Source organism: Pseudomonas sp. FG98 (genome assembly GCF_057808595.1).
The window spans coordinates 1-13,743 of sequence record NZ_JBMDIJ010000003.1 but is presented as its reverse complement, the minus strand read 5'-3'; the positions used below and the strand labels follow the sequence as shown (position 1 = coordinate 13,743).

The following is a 13,743-nucleotide window of genomic DNA, read 5'->3' as shown; positions in this document are numbered from 1 at the left end:
CGAGGAAACACCAGTGGAAGCACTGCACCAGAAGATTCGCGAAGAAGGCATCGTGCTTTCCGATCAGGTCCTGAAAGTCGATGCGTTTCTCAACCATCAGATCGATCCGGCGCTGATGGCGCTGATCGGCGACGAGTTCGCCCGCCTGTTCGCCGACTCCGGCGTGACCAAGATCGTCACCATCGAAGCCTCGGGCATTGCCCCGGCGGTGATGACCGGCCTGAAGCTGGGCGTTCCGGTGATCTTCGCGCGCAAGCACCAGTCCCTGACCCTGACCGAAAACCTGCTGACCGCGTCGGTGTACTCCTTCACCAAGCAGACCGAAAACACCGTGGCCATCTCGCCGCGCCACCTCAACAGCAGCGACCGCGTGCTGGTAATCGACGACTTCCTGGCCAACGGCAAGGCGTCCCAGGCGCTGATCTCGATCATCAAGCAGGCCGGTGCGACCGTAGCCGGCCTGGGTATCGTCATCGAGAAGTCGTTCCAGGGCGGCCGTGCCGAGCTGGATGCCCAGGGCTACCGCGTCGAATCGCTGGCCCGGGTCAAGTCGCTGGAAGGTGGTCAGGTCACCTTCCTCTGACCTGATCCCTGCCGGATGTCAAAAGCCCGCCGTCACAGTGATGTGGCGGCGGGCTTTTTCATATCTGGAGGTCTGTGATGCCTGTGAGGGCCCTATCGCTGGCAAGCCAGCTCCCACAGGTCTTGTGGGAGCTGGCTTGCCAGCGATGAGGCCCTCAGCGTTCGCGCAAGGCCTCGGCCCGGGCGCGGATGATCGGTTTGAGCAGGTAGCTCAGCACGCTCTTCTTGCCGGTGATGATGTCCACCGAGGCGACCATCCCCGGGATGATCAGCAGGGGCTTCTCGTCGCTGCCCAGGTGGCTGCGATCAGTGCGCAGCTTGATCAGGTAAAAGGTATTGCCTTCTTCGTCGGTGATGGTGTCGGCACCGATCTGTTCCAGCTTGGCCTTGAGCCCGCCGTAGATGGTGAAGTCATAGGCGGTGAACTTGACCATGGCTTCCTGCCCCGGGTGCAGGAAGGCGATGTCCTGCGGGCGGATCCGCGCTTCCACCAGCAAGGTGTCATCCAGCGGGACGATCTCGACCAGGTCACTGCCCGGCTGGATCACACCGCCGATGGTGTTGACCAGCACCTGCTTGACGATACCGCGCACCGGCGAGGTGACCAGGGTCCGGCTGACCCGGTCTTCCAGGGCCTTGCCGGTGGCTTCGGTCTTGCTCAGGTCGGTGCGGGCTTCGTTGAGTTGGGTAAGCGCGTCACTGCGGAACTTGCCGCGGGTCTCATCGATCTTGCGCTCGACTTCCTTGACCGCCGACTCGGCACGCGGAATGGCCAGGGAAGTGGCATCCAGCTGGCCACGGTTTTCCACTTCGGCGCGCTTGAGACGCAGCACTTCCACCGGGGATACCGCGCCCTGCGCCACCAGCGGCTCGGACATGCCGATTTCCTGGCGCAGCAGTTGCAGGCTGTTGCGGTACTGGGCCTGTTTGGAGGAGAACTCGCGCAGTTCCTGTTGCCGCTGTACCAACTGCTCCTGCAGGCCGCCGATTTCATCCTGCAGTTGCTGGCGACGGCTGTTGTACAGCGACTCCTCGTTGCTCGCCTGGCTCGGCGCCGCCTTGCGCAGTTCGGCATCGATGTTCAGCGGCCGGTCCTCGACCTCGGCGCTCAAGCGCTCGACGCGCAGGGCCAGGCCCACGCGATCGGCCTCGGTTTCGCCGACGTTGGAGACGAACCGGGTAGCGTCCAGGCGCAACAGCGGCGCGCCGGCTTCGACCACTTCGCCTTCGCGGGCGAAGATCTCGGAGACGATACCGCCCTCGAGGTTCTGGATCTTCTGCAGCTTCGACGAGGGAATCGCCTTGCCGTCGCCCCGGGTGACTTCGTCGAGCACGGCGAAGTTGGCCCACAGCACCAGGAACAGGAAGAAGCAGATAATCCCCCAGATGGTCAGCCGCACGATGCGCGGGGCGTCTTCCACCAGTGCCTTGTTGACCTCCGGCAGCGGCTCACCGCCGAAGGATTGCGAGCCCTTGAAATAGCCGCGCAGGGTGTCCTTGAAGCGTCCCACTCCAGACTTAAGCAACACTGATCTGCCCCTTCTTCAGTGCATCCATGACAGCGGCTTTCGGGCCGTCCGCAACGATCTGGCCGCGGTCGATGACGATCAGGCGATCGACCAGGGTCAGCAACGAGGCGCGGTGGGTCACCAGCACCACGGTCTTGTTCTCGATCACCGCCTGCAAGCGCTGCTTGAGGCGCTCTTCACCGGTGTTGTCCATGGCAGCAGTCGGCTCGTCGAGCAGGAGGATCTGCGGGTTGAGCAACAGCGCACGGGCCAGGGCGACGTTCTGCCGCTGGCCGCCGGAGAGGTTCTGACCGCGCTCACCTACCTGCAACTCATAGCCTTGCGGGTGCAGGCGGGCGAATTCGTGAACACCGGCCAGCTCGGCGGCCTGCAGGACCATCTCGTCTTCGACGTAGCGGGCACCGCTGACCAGGTTGTCGCGCAGGGTACCGGCGAGCAGCTGGATGTCCTGGGGCACATAGCCGAGGTTGTGACGCAGCTCGCTGACGTCGATCTGGCGAATATCCACGCCATCGACCAGCAACGAGCCGGCGTCGGCCTCGTACAGGCCCACCACCAGCTTGGCCAGCGAGCTCTTGCCCGAGCCGCTGCGGCCGATGATGCCGACCTTCTCGCCCGGGCGGATGGCCAGGTTGATGTTCTTCAGCGCGAGGTTCTGCTGGTTCGGGTAGGTGAAGTCGACGCCGCGGAATTCCAGGGCGCCCTGCAATACCTGACGGCTCAGCGGACGTTCCTCGAAGTTGCGCTCCTGCGGCAGCTCCATCATCTGGTCGGTGGAGACCATGGTCACCTTGGCCTGCTGGTAGCGGGTCAGCAGACCGGCCAGTTGCCCCAGCGGCGCCAGGGCGCGGCCGCTGAGCATGTAGCAGGCGATCAGGCCGCCCATGCTGAGGTTGCCGGCCATGATCTGGTAGACGCCGAAGCAGATCAGGGTCACGCCGGCCATCTGCTGGATCAGCAGGGTGATGTTCATCGCCAGGCCGGACAGCACTTTCACCCGCAGTTCCAGGCGGCTGAGGGTGCCGATGGTCTGCTCCCACATGTACTGGCGTTCGCTTTCGGCGTTGTTGACCTTGACCGCGTCGAGACCGGCGAGGGTTTCGATCAGGCTCGACTGGCGCTCGGAGGCCAGGGCCATGGTGCGCTCCAGGGTCGCGGTGAGCGGCTTCTGCAAGGCGTAGCCGATACCCAGCGCCAACGGGAAGGCGACCACCGGGATCCACACCAGGTGCCCACCGATGATGCCGATCACCATCAGGATCAGCAGGGTGAACGGCAGGTCGATCAGGCTGGCCAAGGTCAGCGAAGCGAGGAAGTCGCGCAGGCCCTGAAACTCATGGATGTTCTGGGCAAAGCTGCCGACCCGCGCGGGGCGGAACTTCATCGACATGCCGACGATGCGCTCGAACAGCGTGGCGGAAATGATCAGGTCGGTCTTTTTCCCCGCAAGATCGAGGCAGAGACTGCGCAGGCCCTTGAGGATCAGGTCGAAGACATAGGCGCCGGTGATGCCGATGGCCAGCACCCACAGGGTCGAGGTGGCCTGGTTCGGTACCACACGGTCGTAGACGTTCATCACGAACAGCGGCGCGGCCATGGCGATGATGTTGATGATCAGGCTGGCGGCGATGGCATCGGCGTACAGCCAGCGCGAGCGCTTGAGGGTGTCGCGGAACCAGGAGCGGGCGCGCGGGATGAGGTTGCCGTGGTTGACGTCGAACTTGTGCTGCGGTTGGGCGAAGAACACCCGCCCGGCGTAGTCCGCTTCCAGCGCTTCGCGGCTGACATGCACCTCGCCGCCATCGCTCTCGCTGAGCAGCAGGCGCGCGGTGTTTTCGTTCTCCCAGCCCAGCAGCACGGTGCTGCGCCCACCCTTGAGCAGGAGCATGGTGGGCATGGCGATGGCCGGGATGTGCTCCAGCTTGCGCTGCAACAGGCGCCCCTGCAGCCCGGCCCGTGCCGCAGCCCGCGACAGCAGTTCGGGGCTCAGGCGCTGCGACGGCAGCGGCAGGCCGGTGGTGAGCATGGCCCGGCTGGCCGGTTTCTGGTGCAACACGCAAAGCGACAGCAGGCTGTCCAGCAGCGGGTCGTCGTGCAGGCTTCGCGGGTCATGGGTGATATTTCTGCTGACAGATGAATCCACGCGGACTTCCTTGCTGGCTTGAAAGGACTGTTGGCTATCAGTTCAGCCCAGGCAGGTTCACCCTGGGCTTGAGATCGTTCTGCACAACCGTTGCCATCGGCGCTACCACGCCCTGGCTCCTGAGCAGTTGGCCAATGGTCGCCGTGATCCGGTACTGAGTAAACAGCTGAACGCTCTTCACTTCGGCCAGGCGACGCTGGGCAGTAAACAACTCGTTCTCGCTGTCGAGCAGGTCGAGCAGCGAGCGCTCACCCAGGCTGAACTGGCTCTGGTAGGCCGAGCGTACCTTGCTGCTGTGATCGACATATTGCTGGGCGATCGGCACCTGCGCGTCAGCGTTCTGCATAGCATTCCACGCCAAGCCTAACTCCTCGTTGAGCTGACGCAAGGCGTTGTTGCGAATATCCAGGGCCTGGCTGGCCTGATAGGCCTTGGATTCCAGGTCAGCCTTGTCGCTGCCGCCGTCGTACAGGTTGAAGCTCATGCGCAACATGGCCTGCCACTCGTTGTTGTGCCCGTTGATGCCGTCTACGTCGTTGTTGGCACTGCGGTCCAGCTCGGCGTCGAAGCGCGGGTAGAACCTCGACTTTGCCGCGTCGTACTGCTTGTCGGCTGCGGCGATGTCCGATTCCGCCGAGCGCAGGGCCGGGTTGCTCTCGACCATTTGCTGGCGGGCTTCGTCGAGGGTCGCGGGCAGCAGGTCGATGAAGGGCGGGGGCGGGCTCAGCTCATCGGGCAGTTGACCAACGACACTCAGGTAATTGGTTTGTGCATCGGCGAGGTTGGTTTGTTCCGTCAACAGGTTGTTTTTTGCCGAGGCCAGACGGGCTTCGGCCTGGTCCATGTCGGCCTGGCGCCCGACCCCGCGGGAGGTGCGCAACTGGATCTGGTCGTAGATGCGCTCGTGGCTGCGCAGGTTGTCCTCGGCCAGGCGGACCATGCCACGGCGGGTCAGCACGTCGATGTAGACCTTGGCGGTTTCCAGGGCAGTGCGCTCGGAGACGTTGAGCAAGGCATACGCCCGAGCATTGGCGGTGGCTTGTTGACGCCCCACTTCGCTTGACGTCGCAAAACCGTCGAACACCATCTGCCGCAGGCGCAGGCTCGACTCGCCGCGATTCAGGGTTTCCGAGTGGCTGCCGCCAGCGGCGCGGGTGCTCGGGCTGTCGGTGCTTTCACGGCCATAGCCGGCCAGTACGTCGACCTTGGGCAGGTAGCCCCCCTGGGCGATGCGCACCTGCTTGTCGGCGGCCAGACGACCGTTGATCCCCGCCTGGACTTCCGGGTGCGCTTCAAGCGCCTGTTGCATGGCTTGCGGCAGGGTTTGTGCAGAGCTGAAGGAGGCGAACAAGGCGAGGGGCAAGGCAGTCAATACGGTGCGACGCATTTCGTTTTTCTTCCCTAGGGACGGGGTGTCCCACAACAGAGCAAGACATGGCAACACGCCAAAAACTGGCTATAAAGGAAGCCGCGTGTCGGAAATTTCCTAGTGAGAACCCTGTCACAGATCACGGGGTCTTCACCTGTTGAAATATCAATGTGACATTAGTCAGCCGATTGTTTAGGATGCCGACCTTAGGGTCAATAGTTTGACTAAAAAGATTTCGAATCCTGCAAAAGCCATAAAATTGACATAAATCAAATTCGTAGTGCTTTGCGAAACATTCCAAGCAGATAGCGGCAAACATCAGCCCAATTGCGTATGGAAGCCACATTGAACGGTTAGTTCGGAGAGTGTCATGAGCAGTGTTGTCGCCATCGTCAAACGTGTTGTTGGCCAGGTCGTCGCCGTTTCCCAGGAAGGGATCCAACGTGTCCTTATCGAAGGTGATCGCCTGTTTGCTGGCGACCAGGTTTTGACGGGGCCTGCCGGTGCCGTGACCCTCGAACTGACCGACGGTCGTACTATCGATCTGGGCCGCGAGACCCAGTGGAGCGCCGACGCTCCCGCCTCCAGCACCGACCTTGAAGAAGCGACCGCACAAGCCGCGCCCTCGGTAGAAGAGCTGCAGCAAGCCATCGCTGCCGGTGCCGACCCGACCAAGGATCTCGAAGCGACCGCTGCGGGCCCTCAATCCGAGGGCAGCGGTGCCCCGGGTGGCGGCCATAGCGTGGTGATGCTGGAAGAGGTTGCCGGATCGGTGGCGCCAGTAATCGGTTACCAGACCGAGGGTCTGACGTTCGCCGCAGAGCTGGATAACGAACTCACCGGAACGGACGACACAACCAATCAGACCCTGGCCACTGCGGTCCTGGTCGACAGCGGTCTGACCCTGAGCGCAACGCCAAACGTTTCCGAGGCTGGCGGCTCGGTGGTCTACACCGCGACCTTGACCCAGGCCGCCACAAGCGAAACCCGCGTCACGCTGTCCAACGGCCAGGTCATCGTGATCGCCGCCGGTCAATTGACGGGCAGTATCAGCGTCGCGATTCCAGCCAGCGATAACGTCTATATCGACGACCGCCAGATCTCCGTCACCATTACCGGCACCACGGGTGGCGATGGTCTGAACATCACCCCGAGCACCACGCCGGCGGTCACCACCATCACCGATACCCTCGACACCACCACTGCGAGCCTGACCGCTGGCAGCAGCGTGACCGAAGGCGGCGCGATCACCTACACCGTCAGCCTGAACAATCCGGCGCAGACTCCGGTCACCATCACCCTGTCCAACGGCGCGGTGATCACCATCGCCGCTGGCGAGTCCAGCGGCAGCGTGCAGGTACAGACCCCGGCCAATGACGTGTATGCCAACGGCAGCAGCGTCAGCGTGACGATCACGGGGACATCGGGCGGCAACTTCGAGAACCTGGTACCGAATACCACGCCTGCCGTCACCGTTATCAACGATTCTGTCGACACCACCACCGTCAACCTCGGCGCCAGTGCCAGCGTGGCGGAAAACGGTGTCATCACCTACACCGCCAGCGTCGCCTCGCCGGTCACCGGCACGCCGGTGGTGGTCACCCTGTCCAATGGCCAGACCATCACCATTCCGGTCGGCAGCACCAGCGGCAGCGTGCAATTCACCGCACCGAACGACGTCTACAACGGCGCCGCACCGATCAGCACCACCATCACCGGTGTGACCGGCGGTAATTTCGAAAACCTGGAGGCCAACCCGGCCCCGGCCGTGACAACTGTCACCGACTCCACCGACACCACCACCGTCAGCCTCGGCGCCAGTGCCAGCGTGGCGGAAAACGGTGTCATCACCTATACCGCCAGCGTCACCTCGCCGGTGACCGGTGCACCGGTGGTCATCACCCTGTCCAATGGCCAGACCATCACCATCCCGGTCGGCAGCTCCAGCGGCAGCGTGCAGTACACCGCGCCGAACGATGTCTACAACGGCGCCACGCCTGTCAGCACCACGATCACCGGCGTGTCCGGCGGCAACTTCGAAAGCCTGGTGGCCAACCCGGCTCCGGCCGTGACCACTGTCACCGACTCCACCGACACCACCACCGTCAGCCTCGGCGCCAACCCGAGCGTCGCCGAGAACGGTGTGATCACCTACACCGCCAGCGTCGCCTCGCCGGTCACCGGCGCTCCGGTGATCGTCACTCTGTCCAACGGCCAGACCATCACCATTCCCGTCGGCGGTACCAGCGGCAGCGTGCAGTTCACCGCACCGAACGACGTCTACAATGGCGCCGCGCCGATCAGCACCACCATCACCGGCGTATCCGGCGGCAACTTCGAAAGCCTGGTGGCCAACCCGGCCCCGGCCGTGACCACTGTCACCGACTCCACCGACACCACCACCGTCAGCCTGGGTGCTACCCCGAGCGTGGCGGAAAACGGCGTGATCACCTACACCGCCAGCGTCACCTCGCCGGTGACCGGTGCACCGGTGGTCGTCACCCTGTCCACCGGCCAGACCATCACCATTCCGGTCGGCAGTTCCAGCGCCAGCGTGCAGTTCACTGCGCCGAACGATGTGTACAAGGGCGAAACCCCGGTCAGCACCACCATCACCGGCGTCAGCGGCGGCAACTTCGAAAGCCTGGTGGCCAACCCGGCCCCGGCGGTGACCAGCGTCAGCGAAAGCACCGACACCACCAGCCTGACCCTGAGCGCCACCGGCTCCGTGGCCGAGGGCGGGCAGATCGTCTATACCGCGACCTTGAGCAACCCGGCCGGCACCGCCACCACCGTGACCCTGTCCAACGGCGCCAGCATCGTTATCGCCGCCGGCCAGACCAGCAACAGCGTGAGCGTCGCCGCGCCGTTGGACGACGTGTACAAAAGTGCTGGAAACGTCAGCGTTACAGTCACCCGGGTCGAAGGCGGCAATTTCGAGAACCTGGACGTCAGCGGCACTCCAGCCGTGACCAGCGTTACCGATACCCTGGACACCACCACTGTTACCCTGACGGCAACGCCAAGCGTGACCGAGGGTGGTGTGGTCACCTACACCGCCTCCGTTGGCGCGCCAGTCACCGGCAGCGCGGTCGTGGTGAGTCTCGCCAATGGCCAGAGCATCACCATTCCGGTTGGCCAGAGCTCGGCCTCGGTGGACTTCACCGCGCCGAACAACGTGCTGGTCACCAATGCACCGCTGACCAATAGCATCACCGGCGTCAGCGGCGGCAATTACGAGAACCTCGTCGCCGGCAGTGGCACGACCACCACCACGGTCACCGACGACCCGAGCAACCTGGACAGTACCGGCCTGAGCCTGAGCGCCACCGGCTCGGTCAGCGAAGGTGGGCAGATCGTCTACACCGCGACCCTGACCAATCCCGCCGGCAGCGAGATGAAGATCAGCCTGAGCAATGGTGAAACCATCACCATCGCCAAGGGCCAGACCGAAGGCACCGTCACCTTCGCCGCGCCGCAGAACACGGTTTATGTGGATGCCGGCAATGTTAGCGTGACCATCACGGGCACCACGGGCGGCGACTTCGAGCAACTGGCGGTCAATCCAGCGGCGGCGGTGACTGCGATCACCGATACCATCGACACCTCGACTGTCACGCTGACGGCGACGCCGAGCGCCACTGAAGGTGGAGTGGTCACCTACACCGCTTCCGTCACTTCGCCTGTGACCGGTACTCCGCTGGTGATCAGCCTGGCCAATGGTCAGTCGATCACCATTCCCGTGAACTCCAGCAGCGGCTCGGTGGACTTCATCGCCCCGAATAACGTGCTGAACACCAACACTCCGTTGAGCAACAGCATCACTGGCGTGACTGGCGGCAACTACGAGCACCTGGAAACTGCGGGTACGCCGACCACCGTCGTGACCGACGACCCGGCTCGTCTGGACACCACCGGTCTGACCCTTTCGGCTTCCGGCACTGTCCAGGAAGGCGGTGAAATCACCTACACCGCTCGCCTGACCAACCCGACCGGCACCGAGATGAAGATTTCGCTCAGCAACGGCGAAACCATCACTATCGGCAAAGGCCAGACCGAAGGTTCGATTACCTTCCCGGCTCCTGCTAACACCGTCTATGTCGATGGTGGCAATGTCAGCGTCACGGTAACTGGCACTACCGGCGGCGACTTTGAGCATCTGGAAGTCAGCCCGACCGCTGCCGTGACGGCGGTCACCGACAGCATCGATACGTCGACTGTCACCTTGACCGCCACCGCCTCGGCAGTTGAAGGCGGCGTAGTGACCTACACCGCTTCGGTCACTTCGCCTGTGACTGGCGTTCCACTGGTTATCAGCCTGGCTAACGGCCAAAGCATCACTATTCCGGTGAATGCTTCGAGTGGCTCGGTCGACTTCATTGCCCCGAATAACGTCCTCAACACCAACACGCCGCTGAGCAACAGCATCACCGGCGTGACGGGTGGCAATTACGAGCACCTGGAAACTGCTGGCACGCCGACCACCGTCGTGACCGATGATCCGGCTCGTCTGGACACCACCGGTCTGACCCTTTCGGCCAGCGGCACCGTCCAGGAAGGCGGCGAGATTACCTACACCGCCCGCCTGACCAACCCGACCGGCACGGAAATGAAGATCTCGCTGAGCAATGGCGAGACCATCACTATCGGTAAAGGCCAGACCGAAGGTTCGATTACCTTCCCGGCTCCTGCTAACACCGTCTATGTCGATGGTGGTAATGTCAGCGTCACGGTAACTGGCACTACCGGCGGCGACTTTGAGCATCTTCAAGTCAGCCCGACCGCTGCCGTGACGGCAGTCACCGACAGCATCGATACGTCGACTGTCACCTTGACCGCCACCGCCTCGGCAGTTGAAGGCGGCGTAGTGACCTATACCGCTTCGGTCACTTCGCCTGTGACTGGCGTTCCGCTGGTGATTAGCCTGGCTAACGGCCAAAGCATCACTATTCCGGTGAATGCTTCGAGTGGCTCGGTCGACTTCATTGCCCCGAATAACGTCCTCAACACCAACACTCCGTTGAGCAACAGCATCACCGGCGTGACTGGCGGCAACTACGAACACCTGGAAACTGCGGGTACGCCAACCACCGTCGTCACCGATGACCCAGCTCGTCTGGACACCACCGGCCTGACCTTGTCGGCCAGCGGCACTGTCCAGGAAGGCGGCGAGATTACCTACACCGCCCGCTTGACCAACCCGACTGGCACCGAGATGAAGATCTCGCTGAGCAACGGCGAAACCATCACTATCGGCAAAGGCCAGACCGAAGGCTCGATTACCTTCCCGGCACCGCAGAACACTGTTTATGTCGACGGCGGCAATGTCAGTGTGACCATCACCGGCACTACCGGTGGCGACTTCGAGCATCTCGAAGTCAGCCCAACGGCTGCCGTGACTGCCGTTACGGACTCGATTGATACGTCGACTGTCACCCTGACCGCCACTGCCAGTGCTGTTGAAGGTGGCGTAGTCACTTACGTCGCTTCGGTTACTTCCCCGGTCACTGGCACCCCGCTGGTCATCAGCCTGGCTAACGGTCAGTCGATCACTATTCCTGTAAATTCCAGCTCCGGCTCGGTCGACTTCATTGCGCCGAACAACGTGCTGAATACCAACACCCCGCTGTCCAACAGCATCACCGGGGTGACTGGCGGCAACTACGAACACCTGGAAACCGCAGGCACTCCAACCACCGTCGTCACCGATGATCCAGCTCGTCTGGACACCACCGGCCTGACCTTGTCGGCTTCCGGCACCGTGCAGGAAGGCGGCGAAATCACCTACACCGCTCGCCTGACCAACCCAACCGGTACCGAGATGAAGATCTCGCTGAGCAACGGCGAGACCATCACCATCGGCAAAGGCCTGAGCGAAGGCTCGATCACCTTCCCGGCACCGCAGAACACCGTCTATGTCGATGGTGGCAATGTCAGCGTCACCATCACCGGCACTACTGGCGGTGATTTCGAGCACCTCGAGGTCAGCCCGACCGCTGCTGTCACTGCCGTCACCGACAGCATCGACACCAGCACCGTGACTCTCACCGCGACGGCTTCGGCGGTTGAAGGTGGCGTGGTGACCTACGTCGCGTCGGTCACCTCCCCGGTCACCGGCACCCCGCTGGTCATCAGCCTGGCAAACGGCCAGTCGATCACCATCCCGGTCAATGCTTCGAGTGGTTCAGTCGACTTCATCGCCCCGAACAACGTGTTGAACACCAACACGCCACTGACCAACAGCATCACCGGCGTGACGGGTGGCAATTACGAACACTTGGAAACCGCCGGCACTCCAACCACCGTCGTGACCGACGATCCAGCTCGTCTGGACACCACCGGCCTGACTCTGTCGGCCAGCGGCACCGTCCAGGAAGGCGGTGAAATCACCTACACCGCCCGCCTGACCAATCCAACTGGCACCGAGATGAAGATCTCGCTGAGCAACGGCGAAACCATCACCATCGGCAAGGGCCTGAGTGAAGGTTCGATCACCTTCCCAGCGCCTGCTAACACCGTCTATGTCGATGGTGGCAATGTCAGCGTGACCATCACCGGTACTACCGGTGGTGACTTCGAGCACCTCGAAGTCAGCCCGACCGCCGCTGTAACTGCTATCACCGATTCGATCGACACCAGCACCGTGACCCTGACCGCAACGGCTTCGGCTGTTGAAGGTGGCGTGGTCACCTACGTTGCCTCGGTCACTTCGCCTGTAACTGGCACCCCACTGGTTATCAGCCTGGCCAACGGCCAGTCGATCACCATTCCAGTGAACTCCAGCAGCGGCTCGGTTGATTTCATCGCGCCAAACAACGTGTTGAACACCAACACGCCGCTGTCCAACAGCATCACTGGCGTTACTGGCGGCAACTATGAGCACCTGGAAACCGCGGGCACCCCGACCACCGTTGTCACCGATGACCCTGCTCGTCTGGACACCACCGGCCTGACCCTGTCGGCCAGCGGCACCGTGCAGGAAGGTGGCGAGATCACCTACACCGCTCGCCTGACCAACCCGACCGGCACCGAGATGAAGATTTCGCTGAGTAACGGCGAAACCATCACCATCGGCAAGGGCCTGAGTGAAGGTTCGATTACCTTCCCGGCCCCGCAGAACACCGTGTATGTGGACGGTGGCAATGTCAGCGTGACTATCACCGGCACCGCTGGCGGCGACTTTGAACACCTTGAAGTCAGCCCAACCGCTGCGGTAACTGCCGTCACCGACAGCATCGATACGTCAACTGTCACGCTGACTGCGACTGCCTCGGCAGTCGAAGGTGGTGTGGTCACCTACGTCGCTTCGGTCACCTCTCCGGTCACCGGTACCCCGCTGGTCATCAGCCTGGCAAACGGGCAGTCGATCACCATTCCAGTGAATGCCAGTAGCGGTTCGGTCGATTTCATCGCCCCAAACAACGTACTGAACACCAACACCCCACTGTCCAACAGCATCACTGGCGTGACGGGCGGTAACTACGAGCATCTGGAAACCGCCGGCACTCCGACCACTGTCGTCACCGATGACCCAGCACGTCTGGACACCACCGGCCTGACCCTGTCCGCCAGCGGCACCGTGCAGGAAGGCGGTGAAATCACCTACACCGCGCGCCTGACCAACCCCACCGGCACCGAGATGAAGATTTCGCTGAGCAATGGCGAGACCATCACCATCGGTAAGGGTTTGAGCGAAGGCTCGATTACCTTCCCCGCTCCTGCTAACACCGTTTACGTAGATGGCGGCAATGTCAGCGTCACCATCACCGGTACCACCGGTGGTGATTTCGAGCACCTTGAAGTCAGCCCGACTGCTGCCGTGACTGCAGTTACTGACTCGATCGACACCAGCACCGTGACCCTGACTGCGACGGCCTCGGCCGTTGAAGGCGGCGTCGTCACTTACACCGCCTCGGTCACCTCGCCTGTAACCGGCGTGCCGCTGGTCATCAGCTTGGCCAACGGTCAAAGCATCACCATCCCGGTCAACGCGTCGAGCGGCTCGGTCGATTTCATCGCGCCAAACAACGTCCTGAACACCAACACGCCACTGACCAACAGCATTACCGGCGTCACGGGCGGCAACTACGAACATCTGGAAACCGCCGGCACGCCGACCA

The 13,743-nt window shown here is 62.6% G+C and carries 5 protein-coding genes; 2 read left to right on the top strand and 3 right to left on the bottom strand.

Annotated features, from left to right (window positions below):
* Nucleotides 1-13 precede the first annotated feature (13 nt).
* Entirely contained in the window at nucleotides 14-583 is a 570-nt protein-coding gene (locus ACODSK_RS02965; protein ID WP_489013760.1) for a xanthine phosphoribosyltransferase, read from the top strand.
* A gap of 154 nt (nucleotides 584-737) precedes the next feature.
* On the opposite strand, the gene ACODSK_RS02960 is transcribed toward ACODSK_RS02965, so the two are convergent.
* Genes ACODSK_RS02960 through ACODSK_RS02950 form a run of 3 tightly spaced genes read right to left on the bottom strand, consistent with a single transcriptional unit; the run spans nucleotide 738 to nucleotide 5,641 of the window.
* Nucleotides 738-2,111, bottom strand: a complete 1,374-nt coding sequence (locus tag ACODSK_RS02960; RefSeq protein ID WP_489013758.1) for an HlyD family type I secretion periplasmic adaptor subunit — start codon at nucleotides 2,109-2,111, stop codon at nucleotides 738-740.
* Nucleotides 2,101-4,254: a type I secretion system permease/ATPase gene (locus ACODSK_RS02955; protein WP_489013756.1), complete on the bottom strand. Its 2,154-nt coding sequence runs from the start codon at nucleotides 4,252-4,254 to the stop codon at nucleotides 2,101-2,103. Before ACODSK_RS02955 ends, ACODSK_RS02960 begins: the two co-directional genes overlap by 11 nt.
* A 37-nt stretch (nucleotides 4,255-4,291) precedes the next feature.
* Nucleotides 4,292-5,641: a TolC family outer membrane protein gene (locus ACODSK_RS02950; protein WP_489013754.1), complete on the bottom strand. Its 1,350-nt coding sequence runs from the start codon at nucleotides 5,639-5,641 to the stop codon at nucleotides 4,292-4,294.
* A 352-nt stretch (nucleotides 5,642-5,993) separates the two neighbouring features.
* On the opposite strand from ACODSK_RS02950, the gene ACODSK_RS02945 reads away from it, so the two are divergent.
* A partial coding sequence (locus tag ACODSK_RS02945; protein WP_489013753.1) for a retention module-containing protein occupies nucleotides 5,994-13,743 on the top strand: 7,750 nt, incomplete at its 3' end.

Bases quoted from the DNA above. Each gene is read 5' to 3' on its own strand.
- ACODSK_RS02950 (WP_489013754.1), bottom strand. From the start codon at position 5,641: ATGCGTCGCACCGTATTGACTGCCTTGCCCCTCGCCTTGTTCGCCTCC.